A 22,180-nucleotide genomic window follows, 5' to 3' on the forward strand; every position below is an offset into this window, starting at 1 on the left:
TAAGACGACCCGATTAGATGAGGGGTTTCACGTTACCCTCTGCCCTTAGAGGGTTGACGCCGTTAGGCGTCCTTTCAAAAATCGCCGTTGGGCGGTCAAAACTCTAAGGGTGGCCTTTGAATCATAACCCCGCGTAGGGGTAATTGGCCTTAGACCGGGCCTGCGGGCTGAGCTAAAACCGGTAACGGGAGTAGGTTATGAACCCGCAAATCTCCCCCGCAAAGGGGAGGAGAGGAGGTCATGGCTTATATAGCGGGGCTCCTCAACGAAAACGGCGTTAAAACCTACTTCACCAACAAGGGCGCGCTATTGGCTGGAAATCATCCCGAGCCGGAGCTGGTGATAGCGGTCCACGTTGACACCCTTGGGGCGATGGTAAAAGGCATTTTGCCAAACGGACACCTGAGCTTCACCAGGGTTGGGGGCCTTCACCTCCCTGCCTTTGAGGGTGAGTACTGCACGATAATAACCCGCTCCTGCAAAAGATACCGCGGAACGCTCCTCCTCAGGAATCCGAGCGTCCATGTGAACAGAGAAGCGGGAAAGAAGGAGCGCAAGGAGGAGAACATGCATATCCGGCTGGATGAGCTCGTCGAGAAGGAGGAGGACACGGAGAAGCTCGGCATAAGGCCCGGCGATTTCATAGCCTTCGACCCGAAGTTTGAATACACCAACGGCTTCGTTAAGGCCCACTTCCTCGACGACAAAGCCAGTGTGGCGGTATGATAGACCTGATGCTCGATTTAAGTGATGAGCTCGAAAAGCTCCCGGTGGCGTTCTTCTTCTCGCCCTACGAGGAGGTCGGCCACGGCGGTTCGGCAGGCTATCCAAGGAGCATGAAGGAGCTCCTCGTCGTTGGCGATGGTATCGCCGGAAAGGAAACCGCCGTTTCAATAGCGGCCCCTACGACTACGAGATGACGAGCAAACTTATAGAACTGGCCGAGAAGAGGGGCACAGAGTACGTCTTTCCCTACTACGGCTCCGATGGCTCCGCAGCGTTAAGGGCAGGCTGGGACGTGCGTGTGGCTTTGATAGGTCAGGGAGTGCATGCGAGCCACGGCATGGAGAGGACACACATTAAGGGCCTTCTCGCGACGAAGGAGCTGATAAAGGCCTACATTAGGGAGAAGTTCGGGGTTTGATTCTCTCACTTTTCCCTTTTGCAACTCTTACTGGGCGAAACCTTTATATCTATTCCAACCGGAATTATTCCCATGAGAATAATTTCTCGAAGAATTGAACGTGCCCTCCTCACATACCCGGGCTGGAAGATGCTCTACGGGAGGAGAAAAACCGGCAAGACATTCCTCATTGAGCACTTCCTCGACTACGACGAGTTCTTCTTCGTGAACAAGGACGGCACAGTCCATGACAGGCTGAGAGGCGACAAAATGACCTATTCTGAATTCATGAGGCTCTTTCCAAGGCTGTTGGGAGAAAAAAGGAGAATCGTCATCGACGAGTTCCACCGCCTTCCAGATAACTTCCTTGACCTTCTGCATGCGTACTCCACGGAGCAGGACAGAGAGATAATCCTCGTAACTTCAACGATGTGGCTCGCTCAAAGGTTGCTCTCGATGAGGGAAAGCCCGCTCCTCGGGATAGCTTTCCTCGTAAAGATTGGTCTCATAGATGAGCGCGAAATTCTGGTGGAGCTGTCGAAGGAAGTGAAGGGGAAGGAGCTGATAGAGGCCTCCACCTACCTGAGGGAACCCATGCTCGTTCCGGCCTATAAACCCCCGCTAAGGAACTTTCTGGCAGGGTTCTTTTCGTCCGCCGGCTCCTTCGTGAACGAGCTTGTTGGCGAGACCTTCAGCGAAGAGGGTCACGAACTGACGAGGATTTACCGCGGGATAATGATGGAAGTTGCCAACGGAAAGGGAACGAGCACCGAGCTTTCCTCCGCCCTTTTCTCCCGCGGACTGCTGAAGAAAGACAATCCTGGGACGCTCCAGAAGTACCTCACAATTCTCACGAAGATGGGAATCCTGCGCAAGTTTCTGGTTCATGGAAAGAGGCGCAAAAAGTTCGTTTACCTGCATGCCTCGCCCCTCCTCGACCTGCACTTCTACCTCGAAACCAAATACGCCTACACGGAGCTTGAAACGCCCGCGGAGTTCATAAGAAAGGCGGTGGACTATAAGCTTCCGAAGCATGTGGAGGACTTTATTGCTGATTTACTCGCCAAGGCCTACGGCTTGAGGAGGGTGAGCGTTGAACTTCCGGGGCTTGAGCTTGACGTGGCTTTACAGGGGTTCAAGAGGCTTGAACTTGTTGGTGAGGTTAAGTGGAAGGAGAGGGTAAAGAGGGAGGAAGTGAGGAAAATCGAGGAAAAGCTTTCCCGCTTCGACTGCAGGAAGGTTCTCGTTGTTCCGGATAAAGATGTCCTCGAGCGGGAGCCTGAGGGAATTGAGGTCCTGACGTCCGATGATCTGGTGAAAATCGCGGAAGAGAGTTTGAAACACACGTTAGGGAAAGAAGAAGAGAGCTGAAAAACAAAGCTCACTCAATCTTCGCCCCACACACCGGACAGAACCTCGCACCCTCCGGAACTATGTGGCCGTTGGGACACCGGTGTATCTGCTTCCCGCAGTAGGGGCAGAACCTCGCTCCGGGGGGAATCTGCTTCCCGCAGTACGGGCATATCTCCCCCTGCTGTGCTGCTGGAGCGGCCGGTTGGGGCCCTGCCGGAGGAGCCGCCCCGCCAGCATAGGGCTGGGCAGGCGGCTGCATCAGCTGGGGAATCAGCATCATCCCCGCTCCAACTGCCGCCCCCTGGCTCTTTCCGAGCTCAGCCGCCACCTGCTTGGTGGTGTCCATCTGCATGACATACTGTGCGTTGCCCGTCTGCATAATCCAGAAGAGCCTCTGCCTCCATTCGTCGGTTGTGTTGACCCCCTCGATTTTAACATCAACCAGCTCAAGGCCCAGTCTGCGGAAGTCTTCGAGGAGCTTAACCTTAACCTGAGTGCTAACCATATCGAGGTTCTGGAAGAGGTCGACTATTGAGTAGGCGGAGAGGTGCTTCATCATGTTCTCGTTGAAGTATGCCCTGACAAACTTTGTAACATCACCTGCATCATAGAGCCCCTGGCCTCCAACGACTTCGGTTATGAAGAGAACAGGATCACCAACCTTGAACCAGTAAACCCCGTAGTACTTAATCGGCGCAAGCTCCCTCGTCTGCGTCTCTCCCCCGTAGCGGCCCTGAAACTGCTTTGTGCTGACGAATATAACCGTAGCCTTGAAGGGGCTGTTGCCTCCGCCCACGAGCCTGTAGAGCAGAGGTAAATTCTGCGTCGTCAGGGTGTGCCTTCCGGGGCCGAGAACATCATAGATTTTCCCATCCCTCATGAATACTGCCACTTCATACTCATGAACTATCAGCTGGCTTCCCCATTTGATGACTTCGTTCGGATAGCGCCATATTATCTCATCCTCTCCCGGATTGACCCATTCGATAACAGTCACCATCTCATTCACCCGCCGCAAAGCTCATTCTGCTGGATATAATACCTTCAAGTTCATTAAGCTTGTCTTCGAGGTTTAGAACTGCCGTTCCAAGCTGCTGGGGATTGGCCACTGCCGCGCTCACGGCCTTGGCCCCCTCAAGTACGGCCTGTGCATCCTCAATCATGCTGGCATCATATTCAATCAATCTTTTTAGCTCATCCTCTTTGAACTTGATCCTGTCAAAATAGCCCCTGTAACCGGCTTCAGCATGTTTGATCTTTCCCTCCAGCATCATCGTTTTCTTTCTGAGATTCTCAATGGCCATAAGCTGGGGACAGCCGGCCATGGCACACCTCTGGAGAGCCCTTTCGAGCTCTCTCTTTGCCTGTTCGAGCAGTTCGGCCACCTTGCCCCGGACGAGCCTGTCATCCTCCCTGAGGAGCTCCTTCCTCTTGTAGCCGTGGAAACCCGGAATGATGAGTTCAATCTTTTCAAATATTGAGGTTTCCTTTCCCATCCAAACACCCCCTAAGGTCTGAAATGTATATGCTCATAAACCCTCCTTATCTGGCCTGTGGTCTGGATTCTGTGGGCACTCTTAAAGAGTATTGGAACAGCGCCTGCCAGTCCCGGTATAAATCCTCCCAAAAAGCCCCAGACGCCTCCAATCGTTCCAAAAATGATGCCCGCCACAATACCCGCGGCTAAAATCCCGCCTCCGAGCACTCCCGCTTTCTTTCTGGCTTCGCTGGTCATCGGATATCTGGCCTCTATCACCCTTCCATCGGCTCCGTCGATAAAACCGTGGAATTCCTCGCCCCCGTATTCATAATGAACCTCCCATATGGGATAATGCACAAGCCCCTGATAATGAACATCGAGGTTAAGTCTCTCCTCACTGAACCGATCTCCAGAATCCCTGGCTTCCTCTCTGATAGCCGCAACGACCTTGCTGATAGCCTCCTTTTCCGCCGTATTCCTGTCAATCTCAGGCTCATAGTATTTTCCCTTCTTCACTATGTTCTCATCAAAGAACCTCTTCCCTATAACCGGGAACGGATAATCCCTGAGGAGCTCTTTAAACTTCCTAACTGCGGGTATGCCTATGAACATCACCTCTTCGGCGGTGCTTCCCATAAGATTGCCGTGTATGTAGAAGAAGTGCACCGGAACGTAGTGGAGAATTTTTTCCTTAACTCTGGCATCCACTATATCAGCAGGGGCACCGTATTCCCTTGAGATGAACTTCAGGAGCAAACCTGCGGGATCCTTTCCTATCGGCGGGAAGAAGAAGTGCTCACCGACTTTTTCCCTACTCTCGACTTTAAACGTTGTTCCGCAGTAGGGGCATGTTACAACGCTTATGGTGTCCGGAACAGCAAACTCGGCCGAGCATGTCGGGCACTGGACTTCCATCCTCCTCACCTCTCCACCCTCGTCCCTGCGAGAACCTTACTTCCCGAGTAGTATGCTATCCCTGCCCCGGCAACGAGCGGTATTATGGCCGCCCCTGATGAAATGGCTCCTGCCCCGATACCTCCAATCACAATCCCGAGGATAATTCCGCCCACGTACATGGCCCTTCTCAGAGCTGTCATGGGTTCTGTTGCAGCGACGTCTTTGCCGTCCCACCCGGAAAATGCAACCTTAAAAATCGAGTTTCCGTATCTGTAGTACACCGTCCATACCGGCAGGAGAACAAGCTTCACGTCCTCAGGTTCGCCGGGCATACAGCGGAAGTACTCTATCCTGTCGGATTTGGCCTTGTACTCCTCTCTGACGACATCAACGGCATCCTCCTTCATCAGCATCCTTGCCTGTCTCTCATCCATCTCCGTATTCAGTATCTCCAGCTTTATCCTCTGCCATTCGTCCTCGTCAAGCTCCTTCAGGGGTTTCAGTTCTGGGAACTTCTTTTTGTAGTGTTTGATTATGTCGTTTATCCCGAAGTCAGTAACCTGTCTCCTTGCGGAGCCCATAAGGTGCAGGTTTCTGTCTATGAATTCATGATAGTGTCTCTCGACAGTATGACACTCTTCCCTCGTGTTTCCCTGACTGTCGGTTACTGTGTGGCATTCCGTTTCCCTTCTCATGTATTTGACCTCGCCTTTGAGATAAACCCTCCCCTCCCAGTACGGCACATAGCGGCCTTCAATCTCCACCACCTGAATGTCATCTCTGAGGCTTCTGAGGTCCACGTCCCTTTCAACCCTGTGCATAAAAGCCCTGTAGACCTCGTCCTTTCCAAGGCTTGGAGCAATGAAGATATTCTCCGTGCTGATGCTGCCGCTTATATGGTTCGGAAAACCGCAGTAGGGGCATACAGCCACTATCGTCTCGGGGGACACATCCAGAGGTGCACCGCACCTCTCACATTTAAATCCTGAGGCTTCCATAGACACCACTGTCCTTAGTATTTAATTCAACATATTTAAAAATAGCGCTTTTTGATATTCGAACTTCAAAGGGACATGGTTTTATTTACTTAATAAATTATACTGTTTTAATAAAAATTTGGAGTGATAATTTCAAACATTAACTTTAAAAATAAAACATTATATAGCTTAAATGAAATCCAATTAGATGGAAAATCTGTAAGATGTGATTGAAATGATTACCAAAAGACAGGTACCGGGTTTTGGTTACATTGGAGGAAACAAACATCCTATAGAAAAGGTATATGAAGTTTGGCCATACATCCTAGAGGGGTTGAATGTTAATGCTGTTCCCCATCTGGTAGGGAAAGCCAGAATCAGAGGGGATATAATTGAGGGAATAGAGCTGGGAGTTACACTTCACAGCAGAGAGAGAAAACTTATCTTTTCCGATGGAGGTTTTGTCTATTTTGTTATACCTGTGATTCCCGGTGAAGGGGTGGATGGGGCATACCTCCGGCTTATGAAAGCTCTGGGGGTGCTCTGATGAAGAGGAAGACAGCTCTTGTGAATATCGAAGCCCCGAAAGATGCTATCGAAAAAACACTGAATGATGCTGTTTCTTTTATAACAAACTGGCCATATGTCGTTAGAATTAGTTCAAAAAAAGGTATAACCGCTGAGATACTTCTGCCGAGGTTCATATTTAAATTTGGAGATATCTACTCCTTTACAGTAATCACAGATAGCAACAGTTATATATACGACGGCACTGGAAAAAGAAGCCATCTAATCGTGACAATAGCGCTCAGAGAATGGCAGAAATACGTATCTGCTGAAGTTGAACTTGCATATCATGGCAGGGGCGAGTTTTTTCTCGGAAAGACCCTGGGGCTTCTGGTTGAGGGCATGGCAAAAAGCCTAAAGGAGCTGGCCGAAAGTTATTCGCCACCAAAGGTGGCCAAGTCCGGTGAAGCTGCCCTTCAGGTGGATTTTGCAGATCCAATGAGCGTTGCGAACTTTTTGGCAAAGGCAAAGATGGTTCACAGCGGACTGTATATGGTACGGAGGCAGAAGCTTCTTGATGTAGTTGGAGAGTTCAGGGAGAAGGTAGCTAACAGCATCATCTATGTCTCCGGCATAACTGCAGATGGTTTGAGTTCATTCAAGCTGCTGATGAATGGCAGTCAAATTCTCGCCTTAGAATACCGTGATCCTGACGGGACGCACATTATAAAGGTGGAGGATGAAACAAGCGCCCGAAAGGCTCTTGAACTGCTTTCGGGGATTGAGGGTGTTTACATGATAAATGTCTGGGTTCCTGTGGGAGGTGTGTGAATGATACGAAATATGAACAGTTATCCACTCTATGATGATGGTGAGCATAGGGTTTACTGGCTTGGAATCGAGGAAGCTGAGGATGAAAAAGGGATTTTAACAAATCAGTATCTTGTGATGGATGACGGTGAGGCAGCTTTGATAGAACCTGGCGGATTTTTTGTCTTTGTGAGGGTTCTCAAGAATGTTTCATCGTTAATTTCACCGACCCGGATAAGGTACCTCATGTACTCCCATCAGGACCCGGATGTTGTTGCCGGGTTAAACCTGTGGTTTGAATATGCCCCCCTGGCAAAGGTCGCAATCTCGGAGCTGTGGGTTCGGTTCATCCCCCACATGGCGGTTTTAAGTGCGGGCAGGACGGTAGGAATCCCTGATCAGGGAGCAGAGTTCAAGCTTGGAAACGCGATGATAAGAGCGATTCCAAGCCACTACCTCCACAGTCCCGGGAACTTCAGCTTCTACGACGAAAAGAGCGGCATTCTTTTCAGCTCTGATATAGGCGCGGCGGCCTTCCCTGAGGGGGAGTGGTATCTCTTCGTTGAGGATTTTGAAAGCCACTCAAAGTTTATGGAGGGTTTCCACAAACGCTATATGAGCTCGACGAGAGCACTGAAGGCGTGGGTTAAGAGCATAAAAAGGCTGAATCCTAGGGTCATAGCGCCACAGCATGGGGCCATATTCCGGGACGAGAACGTGGGAAGGTTTCTTGACTGGCTTGAGGGTCTTGAGGTGGGTATAGATGTGTTTGAGGATGAATTCTACGGGAACTTGTAGGATTCGATTTCTCTTTTTATAAAACCCAGCAACTCCTGCAGGTCCCCCACGTAATAATCCGCACCATCAATTTTTCCAAATCTTGTTATCTGGACAACCTTCAGACCCGCCCTGTGTCCTGCAGCAATGTCCAGCCTGCTGTCCCCGACCATGATAGCTTCCTCCGGCGTGAGCTGGAGGGCATGGAGGGCCTTTTCAATGAGATATGGGCTTGGCTTTACCCCATCAAGATAGCTGTAGTCCTTCCCGAAAACGGCATCGAAATACCGTTTTAGGCCAAAAAGCTTCAGGACAAATTCAGTGCATTCCTGGGAGGCATTGCTAACGGCCGCGAGCTTCAAACCGAGCTGTTTAAAATCAGCCAGCACTCCAGCATCCGGGAAGGCTTTTATCTTCCCCTCTGAGGCGAGCTTTTTCCTGTACTCAAGGTTTACTCCATCAATTATTCTCCAGAGCTCGATGGGGTCTATCCCAAAGCGCTCCACGTAGCTCCTCGGCAGCTCACCGCTTACGGTCTTTCTGTAGGTTTTGTAGTCAAGTTCGATTCCGTGTTTCCTGAGGGCCGGCATCACCCAGTTATCGTACCATTCCCGGTGATCATAGCCCTCATAATAGACCAGAGTCTCATCAACATCGAAAACTATCCCCCTGATGATTTCAACCACCGCCCCTCCATCATAACTCGGCCGAGTAGCCTTCATCGGCAGGAAAATTAAAACATTAAAAATCAAATCAAAAGAGATCCTCAAGCTTGACGTCTATCATATCGGGAATGAACGGGAGAACGTGCCTCGTCGTTTTTGGAGAATAGACCTCACCGCGCTTGACGAGCTCCATGACCTCCTCCTTGCTCGGGGCTTTTCTTATGAAGACGTAGTCTATCTCTCCCTTGGTCATGTCCTCCTTGGCGTCCTCTTTGAGGCCGTAGTAGATGAGTTCTATTGCCTTTTCCTGATTCATCTCATCGAGAACCCTGCTCACCTTCTTCTGCTCATCCAAAGCTCCAGGAATGGCGAAACTCTTCTCACCGACGAGGGCGAAGGCTATCTCACCGCGCTCGGCCTTTTCCTCCGCCTCGGGATCCTCGATTACCTCAAGGCCTTCTCTGCGGAGTCTCTCAATAACCCCCTCAAGGTTGCCTTTAAAGGCGGGATACCATGTGAAAACCTTCACATCATCGCTGAAATAGTCCAGAATAACGGAAGGAGCTTTCTTGGCGCCGAGCTTCTGGAGTCCTGCCCATCTGTGGTGGCCGTCAACTATCAGGTACATGTCCTCGCCCGGAACCTTTGCGAGGAGCATCGGCTTCCAGAAAACGCCGGAGCCGGTAACGCTCTCAATGAAATCCTCAAGCTCCTTCTGGACGAGCTGCTCATGCGGCTTCATCTTATCGAGCTCAATAAAAACGTAATCAACCTTCTTTACCGGAATGTCGTATTTTGGAACCTTTTCAACTCCCATAATCATGCCTCCCGGATGTTATCATTCCGTAAAATGGTGAGGAGGATAAAAACCTTTCTCACTTCCTGCCTCCGCTGTCCGGCAACATTTAAATCCTTTCGGAATGATAATACAGCGATGAGAAATATCGCAGACCTGCCACTCCACGGCGGCCGCGTTCCGGCGTGGCTCGCCCAGAGAATGAGGAAGCTCACCCGGTTAGTGCTCCTTCTAGCGGTTGAAGAGTACGGCACCAGAGGCCTGCTTGAGAGGCTCTCCGACCCGGTGTGGTTTCAGGCGTTTAACAACGTCATCGGGATGGACTGGGACTCCTCGGGCTCGACCACCGTAACGGCGGGTATGATAAAGGACGCCCTCTGGAGGGAGGAGCTTGGGGTTAAAGCGGCCGGGGGCAAGGGGAAGAAGAGCCGCGCCACACCGGAGGAGCTTAGGAGGATAGCGGAGCTCTATGAACTCGATCCGGAGCCCTACGTCAGAACATCCCGTCTCGTAGCCAAGGTTGACACGGTGGCGCTCCAGACAGGCTACCAGCTCTATCACCACGTCTTCTTCCTCGATGAGGAGGGCAACTGGGCGGTGATACAGCAGGGCATGAACGAGAGGGAGAGGCTCGCGAGGCGCTTCCACTGGTTTGACGCTGAAACCTTCACGCTCGACCCGCATAAGGCAATAGCAGGTCTGAAGAGAGAGTTTGCCCTCAACACGGTCTCGAAGGAAGCCAGAGAATACCAGAAGACGCTCCTCGACGTGGTGGGGGAGAACCCGGTCAAGATCGAGCGTGAACTTGAGAGCCTGAAGGCCATAGCCAAGGGCTACCGTCCGCTCGTTTATTACAGGCCAAGAGACGTCGATGAGGTTTCGCTCATAAAGCACTACGAGAGCCTCGGGAGGTTTGAGCTGAACAGAAAAGCCCTGGAGTTCGCCCGCGAGCTGAGCGTGAGTAACTACGAGGAGTTCCTCCTCCTGAAGGGCCTCGGTCCGAGCACGCTGAGGGCACTCTCGCTCGTCCTTGAGCTGGTCTACGACGTCCACCCGAGCTGGAAGGACCCGGTAACTCACCCGCCGGATCCCTTCAAGTTCACCTATGCAGTTGGAGGCAAGGATAGAGTGCCCTTCCCGATAGACAAGCCCGCCTACGACGGGCTCATCTCATTCCTTGAGGAGCTCATCTCAAGACATCCGGAGGAGAAGGCCCTCGTGAGGAACGTGATGAGGATAACCAAAAACTGGAAGTTCCCGGAGGAAGAGAAGAGGGCGACTTGAATGTACAACCACGTATGTAACTACCACCCCGATAGTATACTATCACCCCGGTAGTTCGATTTCATGGTGATTATTGCTTGCAAGCTTTTGGAAAAAGCTTCACCAAAAGTTTGTAGCTCCTTTGTAAGGGCATCTTGAGGGGGCTGATTTTCATTGGGAGTTTGCGTTGAATTGTGGAGCTCTTCTCAAACTTGCAATTCTTGGTAGGGTTTTCTCCTCGGACGCCCTTCGGGCGTCTATTTAGAGAAACCCCTCACAAAGGGAATACTCCAAAAAGGCTCCATACAGAGAGGGAGTGGTGAGTAAGGAAAATCAACATCAAAACGGCATTTCAAAAAGGAGCTACTCACTTTGATGGAACTTTTGTTTGGCAAACAATCTTTTGGAAAAAAAGTTTGCATGCCTTTTAAAATTGTAAGTTTAACGGGGGTTTAATTAAGTGAGTGGGTCAATTTAGAAGGTTTCGTTTTTCTTTTAACGCTCGAAGGGCGTTATTTTCACAGTGAAACACTACAAGACTACGATTTGTTGAATAAACCCAACCTAAGAACAATGCACTTAAAGGGGCATGCAAACCTTGATCAAACTTCGCGCAGGCGAAGTTTGTACTGGTGGGCCCGCGGGGATTCGAACCCCGGACCTCCACCTTGTAAGGGCCAGCTAAACCGTCAAACAGCCAATCTAACATCGGATATACCCAAATATGCCGCTGTCAGGGACGAGTTCGTTCGTTACCTCCACGAACGACTCAGTAGAGATGTCGCTCGGGATTATATCCGCTATCTCGACAAGTACGTCGGGCAGGCTGACATCAAGAACCCGACCGATTTGAGAGGAATCCTCACCAAGGTTGACAATGGCAAGAGTGGCCGCTGGAACTTCTTCGTCAGGAGTATCCGGGCGTTAATACGCTTTGAGCTGGAGAGAGGAATGATTAGCGAGGACTTCGCAGCAAGCCTTCTGAAACTCCTGAAAGAGCGGCCCGACGGGATTGACGTCAGATTGCCAAGTGACGAGGAGGTTAGACAGGCACTGACCAAAGTCGAGCGGGAAGAGATGCTGATTGTCGGCCTCCTCTGCCTCTTTAGTGGGATACGAATCAAAGAGGCTATCAAGCTGGTGAACACGTTCGACAAGACAAAACTCCACATTGACAGCAACATCGCCTACTACGAGCTTGGCTGGAGAAGGGGCGGGAAAATCAGCTACTACGTCTTCATGCCAGTTGAGTTGGCAAGAAGGCTGAGAAGGTTCAAGATTACCTATGACGCCGTCGGGAGCTACTACGTCAAGCGTGGCCTCCCCTTGAAGTATGCCCGGAAGTGGTTCATAAACAAGATGATTGAGGCAGGAGTTCAGGAAAGTGTCGTCAAGTTCATGGTGGGCCATAGCCAAAGTGGAGACATCCTAGCAACTCACTACATCAACCTGTTTAACCAGGCTAAGCGGGCTTACAAGAACAATGTGGACAGGCTGGTCGCAACACTGGGAGACCTTCCACAGGTCAAAGGCTTGAAAGGACATCTATGAGAACTTTCAGTACAACCACACCTATTATGAGGGCTACTAGAGCCTCAACAAATTCACTAACTTTCGTCACTTTCTTATCACCTCCTACTTAAGAGAAAATCAACTTCAAGATATAAAAACCTTTCTATTCGTCAAGTTATTAATTGTCATTCGACAGTAGTCTAATTGAATACAACCAGCCCTTGATGACAAAAATCCAGGAGAAAATAAGGTTACAGGAATTCACGGCGAGTCAACACCTGTTGGTACATCTCAATCTGTCTAATCTCAGCGTCAATCTCGTGAATTTGTGCTATCAGCTCTGCCCTCTTGTCGAGTAGTTGTTGTCTCCTCTTCTCAAGCCTTTGCCACTCTTTGAAAGTGGGACTGGCCCTTGAGATAGAACGGATTATCCCCTCCGTCGTCTTTTTACCAAAGAACCGACCTAGCATCCTCCCCACCTCACTCCAATTTAAGCCCTCTTCTTACGTAGGGGTTTTGGTGAGTTGGCGAAATCTTAACTTACAGAATGAAAGTTAAGAAAAATCCGGACCCTTTTGTTAACTTACAAGGTGTATAACGGTAAATGTTAAGAAATAGAACATTGAAGCACTCTGTTAATTGAATACAGTTTTCAAAATGTCCAAAATTGTTAACTATCAGTTACTATTAGTTACTATCACGAACGGGCGGAGGTGGTAGGTTGTGGACCCCAAAGAAATCCGCAGATTGGTGAAAGGCCTGAAGACTAACCTGTACTACATCAGGGCAACGAGAGTCTCAAAGTACTGGAGTGGCGTCGGCAAGAACCTTGAGGAGGCTATCAATCTGGCAGAGGAGATAGACAGAGTCCTCGGGGAGGAAGTCAAGAAAGTAGAGGGGAGTGAGGCGAAATGAAGAATATCCCAAGGCCTGAAGGTCCCTACTACACTCCCAGACAGGTGGCAGAAGAGTTAGGCGTCCCCCTTGATTCTATCTACATTTGGCTGGAGAAGGGCAGAATGGCAGCCCTGAAAATCTGGCACCGGAAAAGGGTATTCTATTGGATTCCTGAGGAGGAAATTCAACGCCTCAAGAAAGAAAGAGTACCTAGAGACAGACTCTTCAACACCAAGGAAGTCGCGGCCATTCTCGGTATTAATCAAGACAGAGTACTGGACTTAATTCGCAAGGGTCAGATTAAGGCCATCAGAGTGGGCTTCCGGTACAAAGTCCCAGAAAGTGAAATCCGGAAGATAAAGGAGGGAGGCAAGGATGGGAAAGGCATACTTCACCATTGACGAATTCTCCCGGGCCTTCATGATTCCAGAAGGCGAAGTCCTCTGGGCAATCACATGGGGCAAACTTAAGGCAGAGAAAGTGAACGGCAAGCTCATGATACCAAGGAGTGAGGTCCTGAAAATCCTGAGACGCTTCAACCCTTACCTAACTGAGAAAGACCTCAACGAGTGGGGGAAGATAGCCCTGACAAGATGAGCTTCCTCTTCTTCTATTTATTGAGCATTTTCAGGGGTCTGCTGGACCAATAGAGCCTCTAGAAGCGTCCAAAAAGGTTATGTATACTAAGGATACAAGAAATATTAGAGGTGAGACAACATGGCCATCAAACTTGAAAAAGAGTACTACACAACTGGTGAAGTTGCTAGGATGCTCGGTGTCCACTACGTGACCGTCTTTGGCTGGGTTCAGGGGGGCAAAATCAAAGCAATCCAACCTACTAAAAGAGGCTGGTGGAGAATCCCAAGGGCAGAGGTCGAGAGGCTCCTCAATCCCGAGAAATTAAAAAACTGAGAACACCAATAAAAACTGATTCAAGGTGAAAGGTATGCCCGAGCCCAGTAGTGTTTATGCTGGTCACCGTACAAAGGCTTTTTGGAGGCTTAGGAAACTAGTTGAAGACCCAACCATCGAGTTTATCGTGGATAAGTCTTTCCCAGGTTCTGGCAAGACTCACAGAAACATCGAACTAATCAAATCAGAGAGCGAGAAAAAGTTCCTCATCCTTGCTGAAGCTCATACCATCCTCGACTTGTATGAGAGACTTCTGCCCTCCAGTGAAGTCATCCACTGGAAGGGCTTCGAGCGGTCTTGCCAACACCTTGACGTCTTCCGTGGCTTCCCTCCCAGAATTGCATGCTCTATCTGCAAGGAGAGATTCCCTAACACGTATGCTAATTGCCCGTATCACCAAGCCTTTAAGGAGGACAAAAGGGTAGTTCTCGCTCCACTCGCCTATCTTCAGACAAAACAACTCGAACGCCTTGAACCTGATGTTATCATAGTCGAGGAGTCCCTGTTCAACGGAAAAGTCATTGAGCCTCCTGACCCTAAGGTCATGCACTTGCATTCTATAGCTCTTGGGAGAGATCTCACTGAAGATGACTACATCAACCACTGTGAGGAGCTAACAGTTGAACTACAAAGAAAGCTCCTAGAAAACTTGTATCACGCTCCTGACCTCGACTTTGTACGAGAAGCTGTGAGAGACTTATTCGCACAGAGCCCATGTGAAATTGGCCTCTACCTCAGGTATGCCCGTTCCCAGCAAGTTCCTAACTCTCTCGACAAGGTTGTCATCCCCTATGCTCTACTCCTCTTCGAGTATGCTCGGAAGAAAGGAGCAAAGGTCATCAACACCGACGCCTCTTTCAACGAGGCTGTGTGGGAATACTTGAAGCAGAGGGCAACTATAGACCCTGTTTACAACATGGACCTCCCAAACCCCGAGATTATCGAGATACCAGTCCACGAGTCCTCAAAGAGTAGTGTTGTTGTGAGGGTTGTGCCTAAGAAGATTCCACAGGCTAAATACACAAAGCAGACCCTTGCTAACGAGAACATACCTTCGCTTGAGGGCATTGCCAAGAAGATAGTGAAGATTGTGGAATACCTCTATCCTCAATTCGTCATAGACAATCGTGGAATAGTCCCTATAATCACCTACAAACAATTCGAAGACAGACTAGGTATCCTCATCCAAAGAGGCCTAGAAAAACATGGATATCACGACCTCACAGTTAGGACAATGCACTTCGGCTCAAGCCTGAGGAGTAGCAGGGACTTTGAAGGCCTGAAGTTTCTCTTCATTGTCGGCACATTCACTGTCGGGCCTGACGCTTTCCGGGAAATCCTCCTCTCCTATTTCCTGATTGACCCCGACACCATTGGCATACAGTCTTATCGGGATAAGGACAGCAGGTGGAAGTACAGTAGCCAAGCCCTCCCAGACATTGACGAGATTAGGAAATACTGGGAGGATGAGACACAACTTCAAGCAATCTTCAGGATTAGGCCATTTAGCGAGGACACCATAACATTCCTGTTTGGCCTCCCACCTGAACGACTTGAACACATGCTCTCAATCAAAACACTTGATGATATCAAGAAGGTCAAGCGGTATCCTAAGACCCTTGCAACACTCAAGTTAGCCATAAAGAGGGCAGAAGAGTTCATCCAGAACTATGAGGACGAGCATGTGCCATTCTCAGAGGTCATGGCCTACCTTGAGTCTCTTGGGTTTCACTATCAGATTCAGCGGAAGGTGGTAGAGTCACTGAGTCACCAATATGCCATATACACTGAGAAAACCGGAAAACGAGGAAGACCCAAGAAGTACTTTGTCAATTCTCATTGGTAACCGGTTTATAAAAATTCCTACTGTTTTCTGAAACCTGTTTCTCTAATTTGCTTGGTATCTTGGCGAGATTGAAAACTCAACGCAAAATGGAGATTCACATATTATTATATTATGCGTTCCAAAATCAAAATCCTCGGAGAATCCTGATTCTCCAAATCAACCTCCTCGCAAGTTTGTAGGATTTTTTATAAACCGGTAGTCACTGAGATCTCAACTATTCTTTCCCCGAGCTTTCTAATCCCAAGGAAAGAAGGGGAATGAGAGGGGCTAACACGTTGTCATGTTTGCAACGTTCCCTTACTTGGATAAAGAATGATACAAAAAAGTACAACCATTAAGAGAAATCCTTAAATTAACTATACTCAAAGTTCTACGGTGATTACTTTGAAGGAGGAGTGTATCCTGACAGTTGATGACCTCAAACAGCTTCTAATTAAGTATAGTGGAGGTGGAAGAAAGTTTCATGACGAGTTGCAGGAAAGGAAACTGGCAGTTGCCTTTGTCAAAGACTGGTATGGAGATTATAGCACTATTGTGCTGAGTGTGGAGGGCTCACCTTCCAGAGGGCAGATGTTAATCATCTTAAGTGAACCGTTTAACACAGAGAGCTTGAAAGAAAAGAGGTACTATCCACTAGCTTTGAGGGGCATAGTCATTAGAGATCACTATCTTAGCGTACATGCTCCCAGAGTAGAAAAGTTTCAAGGCTGCTATGTAGATGTAGCAAGCTTCTTCGATGATAGGGAGGATATAATCCTGTCGAACGTTCCAGTATCCAGTGAAGACAGTTTTCTAAGGGAAACCCACGAATATCCCCAAAGATATAAAATTAGGGTTGATTCAGATGGTGAATAGGCTATACGTATTTCTAGATGAGAGTGGCAATACAGGCGATGCTCTGTTTGATGCTAATCAATCTTATTTTGTTTTAGGAGGTTTTGGGAGCTCAAAATCGCAACTAAGCGAAATTAGTGAAGCTGTAGAACAACTAAGAAGAGAACATAACATCCTCCCATCTTCGGAACTCAAAGGAGCTCAGCTATGGCCAAAACGGCCGAAATTTGTAATTAAGCTTATGGAGTACATGTACGATAACAAGATTCCCTTGTTTATTGAGTTGATTAACAAGAAGTACCTAATTATACCGTACATCATTGATTACTCAATATTACTGCCTAACAGGATACTTCTTGGACTTGATGAATTCACAAAAATTATTCTGAGAGGATTTGCCGAGTTGCTGTACCACTGTCTCTCAGACGAAACACTTGTAGCATATACTCAAGCTAGCAAAAATCCCAGCAAAGAATCGTTCGAGAACTTCATGAGTCTTCTTCGTAGAGATATTGATAACACTTGTCCTGATCCTCTCCTAAAATTGTTAATTGACTATGCATATTCTGAATACACTAAGATGGTAGTAGCAAATCACAGTTTTTCTGATATCCCTCCTTGGGAGTTTTTCTTGCCACCAGCAGAAGAAGGGGGTAGTAGAAGAATTGCGATACTTCCTCACTCTACATCGATATCAAATATCCTCTTTAGATTAGAGAAATACTCAACAAATAACCAATTTGAAAAAATTCATATTGTCTACGATAAAAATCCTCAAGAGAGAATCCTTGTTAATGTCCTAGCAAGCACATTGAATCTTAAGATACTGCCCCAAATCCCTATGGATGAGCACTTTAGAAGGAGATACAAGTATAAGCTAGAAAGAGAATATACTCTTTCATTTGGAGATTCAAGAATTTGTCCTTATATCCAGATAGCTGATGTCATAGTGAGTTCTTTAAATAAGATTTGGAAAGAATTTAAGATAACTGGCAGAGTTAAGCCGTATGCTAGAGAAGTCTTCAAAGTAATCTTTGATTATGGTGACCTAAGAGGACCAAGTGGAGTCAATTTTGTTATTCCTGAGTCTGAATATGAGGCTCTGTACAGAGAGTTATTCAAAGAAATACAGGAGAAAACACGAAAAACCGGTATTACCAATAAGTATCAATCTGTTCAAGAGGTAATGAGTGATGCCGAGAGTATCCATCTACCGGGACGAGAAGAGGTTTGTGGAAAAGGTCAGGGAAAGAGTCCGAGTACTCGAGGAAACCCTCTCAAAAAACCCAGAGGAACTCAGTGAGGAGCTCAACAAAGCTGTTAGTAGGACGGGAATGGGTCATGACCTTGACAACTACCTAAAGGTTCTGAAGTACACAAAGAGTGGAGACCCTACACATCTTAATGAGATAATGGATGATGACAATTTCCTAGAACAGCTCTACAGAACACTTGAATCTTGGGATATGAACAAACGGAGAGCCCGCATGAAAACAAAGGAGCAGTTCAAACAGGCTGTCAGAGAGGTTAGACATAATTTTATTGACTTGGCTTACAGACTTCAAGAGAGCTCAAACAAAGACATCAGAGAATTCCAGGCTTTAGAAGGTAGTGTGAGAACTATCTTCAACAAACTCCATGTTATGAAAACTCGGTCTAAGCTTGTTGCTAATTCAAAACTGATGCACTTTATATTACCCACCTTCTTCATGCCGATTGATAGAGGAAACACAATCAAGTTCCTAGAGCTCCCTGACCCTTGGTTGGAGATAGAATGGGAGGCGTTTAGAAACATACACATACTGATTAGTGAGTTTACTAGAAACCACTATGTGGAGTTAGAGAAGATAGTTGAAATAGACAAGAAGCGAAGAAAAAGCTGGAATCAAACGATTCCCAAGGTCATTGACAACTTGATAATTTACTGTATCAAAACCCAAGACTGCAGAAAGTAGTCAAGGGGTCTCCTCTTCTCTCTAAATGTCCAAAAAGTATGTGTAGAACGTACAATTATGTACAATTGGTGAAGGGGTATGGAAGAGGTTGTCCGCCTTGTAGAAGAGGCAGGAGTGAAGATTCCAAAGAACATCAAGGCCCATGGTAGCCCCCAGAGTCTCCAAAACTACTTGAAGGCCCGGAAAAAGCTCATAGAGATTCAGGTCTCAGCACTGGAGGAGAAGGTCATCTCTCTTCAGGAGCAGTTGGAGGAGAGGAAGAGACAGTTAGAGATTCTGGAGAGGGCCATAGAAGAGCTGGGAGGTGATGTGGGATGAAACGCGGTATTCTCTCCTTGGAGAGTGGGGCCCAGATTGCCGCTCGGTTTGGTGCCGAACTCTTGGACAAGCTCCTAGAGAGGAATCCTGGAAGGGGGCGGCAGGCTTGTCATGATTACTGGGGAACAAGGGGCTGGGAAGACTTCACTAATGGGCAGACTGGCCTTAAGGTTTAGGGGTGAAGAATACGTTATCTGGCGTGGCCGCTTCCTTGCCCAGTGGCACAAGTTTCCAAACTGGGAGAAGAAGGTCCAGATACTAGTGCATGAGGACGATGAAGTTGAGTTCCTCAAAATTCCCTATGGAGGAGAAGTAGAAGTGGTTGATGTTCCCGTCGTTAGGTACAAGGATGCAAAGGATGCCATTCGGAAACTCCGTAAGGACAAGATTAACGTCATCTATGAGCCTGCCTCATATAGAGTCTCCCCAGAATTAGCCAAGGATGCGAAGGAGAGGACTGGGAGGATTATCCCACCAGAGAAACTGGAGGAGGACAGGCCTGTTTACTTCTGGTTTGAGCTCCTCTATTGCCTGCTCACTCGTGATGATAGAGAGTGGTATGCAGTCTTCATCGACGAGGCTGATGACATCTTCCCTGAAACTGCACCGGGCACCCAGTTTACCCTCCAGGATTGGGTCAAAGATATCCTCAAAGACTTGAGGAAGGCCCTAGTATCCCTTGTCCTCTCGACTCATACAATTAGCAACATTGATTGGAGAATTCGCACGAAAATTCCAGCTTACATCTACCTGAGAGGGGCCCAAGTCAGAAAGGGGTCAAAGCTTAAGCAGGGTTACATCTCGATGCTGGATGATGGGTATGCGTATATCGAGTGGGGGAGGTATGGCATCTTCCGGTTTGAGTATTTACCATGGCCAGGATATGACATACAGGTAAGGCGGAAGAGGGCCCGGAGAGAGGGGGTAGAACTATCATAGATTACTATGCCCTAGGTTTTTGTCTCCTCCTCGCCTCTCACTCTCTTGTGTCCCGCCCGGGTTGGTTCCTCATTTTCACCTTGTTTTAGTCGTTTTTCTTTCTGGACAAGTCCTATGTAGGATGAGGCATAATTGTGTATATGTATCCCCTATAGTCGCTATAGGCGCTATAGTCGGAGGTGCTGGCAGTGGGGGAGAAAGCAAGACGGAATACGACTATCTGGGTGAGTGTGGAGTTGAAGGAGGAGTTGAGGCGGATTGGCCGGTTGGGAGAAACATATGAGGATGTTATTTGGCGGTTAATCGAGAACTGGTGGGCCCGCGGGGATTCGAACCCCGGACCTCCACCTTGTAAGGGTGGCGTCATAACCAGTCTAGACCACGGGCCCGCCCGGAGTAAACGAGAAGGGGGGAAATATAAAGCTTTCGTTATCTCTGAGCGTGCTTGATATTGTTGGTGTTTGCATGATAAGGGTTATGAACTCTTCGGAATGTGCGTTTGAACACTGCAAAACTTCAAACATCTCATGAAACAACCTCTTTCAGACACGTCCGTTATTTCTCGACGCCCCTCCTCACCCTAACGGCCACGCCCTGCTCGAATACCCTGAGCTCCCTGCCGCTGAGGAGCGTTACCCCTGTGGCCAGCAGCTCATCGTTCTCACTGACAACCAGAACCTCGTCGTAGGGCCTTATGTTTTCATCTGCGTCCACAACGAACTTCGCAAAGACGCTCTTCCCCCTCCTCGCGAAGGGCTCGGCATCGGCATTAACCACCACGCGCATCCTTGGGTACGGCAGGAGCTCCTTTAGGCGCCTTGCCCCTTCGATTCCCAGGGTCAGCAGCCCGTCATCCGCCCTGAACGTTGCCAGGTGCCTGCCTCTGGACTTTACCTGCCTCGGCATGCCCGTCTTTCTTGAGAGCTCCACGAATGCATCTTCAAAGGCCTTACCGGCGTTCTCACCGAACTGGTACTCCGCTATGGCCATTATGTAGAGCTTCGCATCGCTCTTTGCTGGCCTCGGTATTTTGAAGTCCTCCTCCCCCTCGCTCTGGGCAAAGGGGAATGTCAGAGCCAGATACTTTGGAATCTCGCCGAATATGGGGTGGCTCAGGGTCTCGGGGAACTTGGATTTTACACGCTCGGCCCTCGCTTTGGCCCTCTCCACCGTGGGCCATCTCATGGATTCCCCGCTCACCTTGAAGAGGGCGGAGTTTTTGGTTATGGGTTCGTTTTCCTCCAGATATTCCCCGTACTCAAGGAGCCTCTTATAAGCGGCGAACATCTTTGGATGCGAGCGGGCTCGCTCATCCACGAGCTCCCAGAGGGTGCCCTCCTGTATGGCCTGCTTCACGCGGTTGAGCTCCTCCCTTATGACCCACAGGTTGTGCAGGGCCAGAAGCCTCGTCCTCTCCCCCTTTGGCATCTCCCTGAGCTCCTGCGGGGTGTGGCGTGAGCAGACGGGGCACGAGCACGGAAAGTATTCAAGCTCATCAAGGCTTTTCGTGCCTTCGGGCGTTAAATAGCGGCCATCCCTGGCGTAGAGCGCATAAGAGGCCGAATCGAAGAGGTCAATGCCCATGGCCACCGCCAGCGCAAAAATCATTGGGTGACCAGCCCCGAAGAGGTGGACGGGTCTGTCCGGCCTAAGGCCCTGTTTGGAGGCTATGACAACATCCACAAGGTCCCTGTAGCGGTAGCTTTCCATTAGGGGAACGACAGCCCCGATTGGGTGGATCTCAAAGTCCATCCCGCTCAGCTTTTTGGCGGCGTAAGTCCTTAAGTCGGGGTAGGTGGAGCCCTGCACGGCGGCGTTCATGGCGATGCTCTTAACCTCCTCCGCCTCCCTCGCCCTCTCAAGCGTTATCCTCAGGTCCTCCTCCGCCTTCTCCCTCGGGGCGTCGGGGATGGTCGGGATGTCCAGGAAAGTGCCGATATCCACCCCTATTTCATGCTGGAACTCTATGATTTCCCTGTTGGTGACCTCAATTCCCCCGTAGCGCATGAGCTGAAAGCTTCCGGAGTCGACCTCTATTATCCCATCGTAGCCCAGAAGCCCGTGAATGCCTTCCTCCAAAGCCCTCCTGCGGAGCTCTTCGTCCTTATAGATGATGTAGGAGTTTGTGATTATCATCCCGAACCCCATTTCTTTGAGCTCCGCTGGGGAAACAATAAGCTGCTTTGGGTTTATGACGGGCATTATTGCAGGAGTCTCAATTTTTTTGCCGTTTACTTCGAGCCTTCCAATCCTTCCCGCGGCATCTCTCGCCCTGATTTCGAACTTAAACTCAACCATCTCTCAACACCGAACAGGGTA

Annotated in this window: 25 protein-coding genes, 1 tRNA gene and 1 pseudogene; 18 read left to right on the forward strand and 9 right to left on the reverse strand. The window is 49.0% G+C overall.

Features of this window, described 5'->3' with window-relative positions; genetic code table 11:
• Positions 1-231 precede the first annotated feature (231 nt).
• Positions 232-1,144, forward strand: a pseudogene (locus ACYQ27_RS05560) (M42 family metallopeptidase); the annotation flags it as partial.
• A 72-nt stretch (positions 1,145-1,216) separates the two neighbouring features.
• On the forward strand, positions 1,217-2,494 hold the full coding sequence (locus tag ACYQ27_RS05565; protein ID WP_460041206.1) for an AAA family ATPase: 1,278 nt from the start codon (positions 1,217-1,219) through the stop codon (positions 2,492-2,494).
• Positions 2,495-2,504: 10 nt separating this feature from the next.
• Here ACYQ27_RS05565 and ACYQ27_RS05570 read toward each other — a convergent pair whose 3' ends face one another.
• From ACYQ27_RS05570 to ACYQ27_RS05585, 4 genes are read right to left on the reverse strand one after another with little or no spacing between them, the layout of a single operon-like run.
• Entirely contained in the window at positions 2,505-3,476 is a 972-nt protein-coding gene (locus tag ACYQ27_RS05570; protein ID WP_456396924.1) for an SPFH domain-containing protein, read from the reverse strand.
• Between the two features lies 1 nt (position 3,477).
• The gene (locus ACYQ27_RS05575; protein ID WP_460041207.1) at positions 3,478-3,972 is read right to left on the reverse strand and encodes a hypothetical protein; all 495 of its coding nucleotides are present in this window, start codon (positions 3,970-3,972) and stop codon (positions 3,478-3,480) included.
• 11 nt (positions 3,973-3,983) lie between these two features.
• Positions 3,984-4,871 (reverse strand): hypothetical protein, encoded by an 888-nt coding sequence (locus tag ACYQ27_RS05580; RefSeq protein WP_460041813.1) that lies wholly within the window; start codon positions 4,869-4,871, stop codon positions 3,984-3,986.
• Positions 4,872-4,876: 5 nt separating this feature from the next.
• The gene (locus ACYQ27_RS05585) at positions 4,877-5,851 is read right to left on the reverse strand and encodes a TFIIB-type zinc ribbon-containing protein (protein ID WP_456453685.1); all 975 of its coding nucleotides are present in this window, start codon (positions 5,849-5,851) and stop codon (positions 4,877-4,879) included.
• Positions 5,852-6,164: 313 nt separating this feature from the next.
• Here ACYQ27_RS05585 and ACYQ27_RS05590 point away from each other — a divergent pair, with 313 nt between their 5' ends.
• From ACYQ27_RS05590 to ACYQ27_RS05600, 3 genes are read left to right on the forward strand one after another with little or no spacing between them, the layout of a single operon-like run.
• Positions 6,165-6,377, forward strand: a complete 213-nt coding sequence (locus ACYQ27_RS05590) for a hypothetical protein (protein WP_456453678.1) — start codon at positions 6,165-6,167, stop codon at positions 6,375-6,377.
• Positions 6,377-7,168, forward strand: coding sequence for a hypothetical protein (locus tag ACYQ27_RS05595; RefSeq protein WP_456453677.1), 792 nt, complete (start codon positions 6,377-6,379; stop codon positions 7,166-7,168). Before ACYQ27_RS05590 ends, ACYQ27_RS05595 begins: the two co-directional genes overlap by 1 nt.
• Positions 7,169-7,945 carry an oxygen-binding di-iron domain-containing protein gene (locus tag ACYQ27_RS05600; protein ID WP_456453676.1) on the forward strand — a complete coding sequence of 259 codons (777 nt, stop codon included), beginning with the start codon at positions 7,169-7,171 and terminating at the stop codon, positions 7,943-7,945.
• Here the strand turns inward: ACYQ27_RS05600 and ACYQ27_RS05605 are convergent.
• Together ACYQ27_RS05605 and serK are read right to left on the reverse strand one after the other, a co-directional pair.
• Positions 7,930-8,601, reverse strand: coding sequence for an HAD family hydrolase (locus ACYQ27_RS05605; RefSeq protein ID WP_460041814.1), 672 nt, complete (start codon positions 8,599-8,601; stop codon positions 7,930-7,932). The two genes, ACYQ27_RS05600 and ACYQ27_RS05605, sit on opposite strands and share 16 nt — an antisense overlap.
• 76 nt (positions 8,602-8,677) lie before the next feature.
• Positions 8,678-9,406: an L-serine kinase SerK gene (gene serK / locus ACYQ27_RS05610; protein WP_456396934.1), complete on the reverse strand. Its 729-nt coding sequence runs from the start codon at positions 9,404-9,406 to the stop codon at positions 8,678-8,680.
• 117 nt (positions 9,407-9,523) lie between these two features.
• On the opposite strand from serK, the gene ACYQ27_RS05615 reads away from it, so the two are divergent.
• Together ACYQ27_RS05615 and ACYQ27_RS05620 are read left to right on the forward strand one after the other, a co-directional pair.
• Positions 9,524-10,669: a DUF763 domain-containing protein gene (locus tag ACYQ27_RS05615; protein ID WP_460041208.1), complete on the forward strand. Its 1,146-nt coding sequence runs from the start codon at positions 9,524-9,526 to the stop codon at positions 10,667-10,669.
• Positions 10,670-11,272: 603 nt separating this feature from the next.
• Positions 11,273-12,199, forward strand: a complete 927-nt coding sequence (locus ACYQ27_RS05620; RefSeq protein ID WP_460041209.1) for an integrase — start codon at positions 11,273-11,275, stop codon at positions 12,197-12,199.
• Between the two features lie 212 nt (positions 12,200-12,411).
• On the opposite strand, the gene ACYQ27_RS05625 is transcribed toward ACYQ27_RS05620, so the two are convergent.
• A complete protein-coding gene (locus ACYQ27_RS05625; RefSeq protein WP_460041210.1) occupies positions 12,412-12,630 on the reverse strand; it encodes a hypothetical protein in 219 nt (72 codons plus the stop codon).
• 253 nt (positions 12,631-12,883) lie between these two features.
• Here ACYQ27_RS05625 and ACYQ27_RS05630 point away from each other — a divergent pair, with 253 nt between their 5' ends.
• From ACYQ27_RS05630 to ACYQ27_RS05680, 11 genes are all read left to right on the forward strand, one after another.
• Positions 12,884-13,075, forward strand: a complete 192-nt coding sequence (locus ACYQ27_RS05630) for a hypothetical protein (RefSeq protein ID WP_460041211.1) — start codon at positions 12,884-12,886, stop codon at positions 13,073-13,075.
• Positions 13,072-13,458, forward strand: coding sequence for a helix-turn-helix domain-containing protein (locus ACYQ27_RS05635; protein WP_460041212.1), 387 nt, complete (start codon positions 13,072-13,074; stop codon positions 13,456-13,458). Before ACYQ27_RS05630 ends, ACYQ27_RS05635 begins: the two co-directional genes overlap by 4 nt.
• Positions 13,433-13,654 carry a hypothetical protein gene (locus ACYQ27_RS05640; protein ID WP_460041213.1) on the forward strand — a complete coding sequence of 74 codons (222 nt, stop codon included), beginning with the start codon at positions 13,433-13,435 and terminating at the stop codon, positions 13,652-13,654. The genes ACYQ27_RS05635 and ACYQ27_RS05640 overlap by 26 nt, the downstream gene beginning before the upstream one ends.
• 120 nt (positions 13,655-13,774) lie before the next feature.
• Positions 13,775-13,969: a helix-turn-helix domain-containing protein gene (locus ACYQ27_RS05645; RefSeq protein ID WP_460041214.1), complete on the forward strand. Its 195-nt coding sequence runs from the start codon at positions 13,775-13,777 to the stop codon at positions 13,967-13,969.
• A gap of 34 nt (positions 13,970-14,003) precedes the next feature.
• The gene (locus tag ACYQ27_RS05650) at positions 14,004-15,815 is read left to right on the forward strand and encodes a hypothetical protein (RefSeq protein WP_460041215.1); all 1,812 of its coding nucleotides are present in this window, start codon (positions 14,004-14,006) and stop codon (positions 15,813-15,815) included.
• A 375-nt stretch (positions 15,816-16,190) separates the two neighbouring features.
• Positions 16,191-16,670: a hypothetical protein gene (locus ACYQ27_RS05655; protein WP_460041216.1), complete on the forward strand. Its 480-nt coding sequence runs from the start codon at positions 16,191-16,193 to the stop codon at positions 16,668-16,670.
• Positions 16,660-17,952 (forward strand): DUF3800 domain-containing protein, encoded by a 1,293-nt coding sequence (locus tag ACYQ27_RS05660; protein WP_460041217.1) that lies wholly within the window; start codon positions 16,660-16,662, stop codon positions 17,950-17,952. Before ACYQ27_RS05655 ends, ACYQ27_RS05660 begins: the two co-directional genes overlap by 11 nt.
• Positions 17,882-18,604, forward strand: coding sequence for a hypothetical protein (locus ACYQ27_RS05665; protein ID WP_460041218.1), 723 nt, complete (start codon positions 17,882-17,884; stop codon positions 18,602-18,604). Before ACYQ27_RS05660 ends, ACYQ27_RS05665 begins: the two co-directional genes overlap by 71 nt.
• Before the next feature lie 78 nt (positions 18,605-18,682).
• On the forward strand, positions 18,683-18,922 hold the full coding sequence (locus tag ACYQ27_RS05670; RefSeq protein WP_460041219.1) for a hypothetical protein: 240 nt from the start codon (positions 18,683-18,685) through the stop codon (positions 18,920-18,922).
• A gap of 111 nt (positions 18,923-19,033) precedes the next feature.
• Positions 19,034-19,861: a hypothetical protein gene (locus ACYQ27_RS05675; protein WP_460041220.1), complete on the forward strand. Its 828-nt coding sequence runs from the start codon at positions 19,034-19,036 to the stop codon at positions 19,859-19,861.
• A 121-nt stretch (positions 19,862-19,982) separates the two neighbouring features.
• Positions 19,983-20,144 carry a hypothetical protein gene (locus ACYQ27_RS05680; protein WP_460041221.1) on the forward strand — a complete coding sequence of 54 codons (162 nt, stop codon included), beginning with the start codon at positions 19,983-19,985 and terminating at the stop codon, positions 20,142-20,144.
• A 28-nt stretch (positions 20,145-20,172) separates the two neighbouring features.
• On the opposite strand, the gene ACYQ27_RS05685 is transcribed toward ACYQ27_RS05680, so the two are convergent.
• A tRNA-Val gene (locus ACYQ27_RS05685) sits at positions 20,173-20,250 on the reverse strand.
• A gap of 166 nt (positions 20,251-20,416) precedes the next feature.
• Positions 20,417-22,159, reverse strand: coding sequence for a tRNA guanosine(15) transglycosylase TgtA (gene tgtA / locus ACYQ27_RS05690; RefSeq protein WP_460041222.1), 1,743 nt, complete (start codon positions 22,157-22,159; stop codon positions 20,417-20,419).
• Between the last annotated feature and the right edge of the window lie 21 nt (positions 22,160-22,180).

The organism is Thermococcus atlanticus (assembly GCF_054657855.1).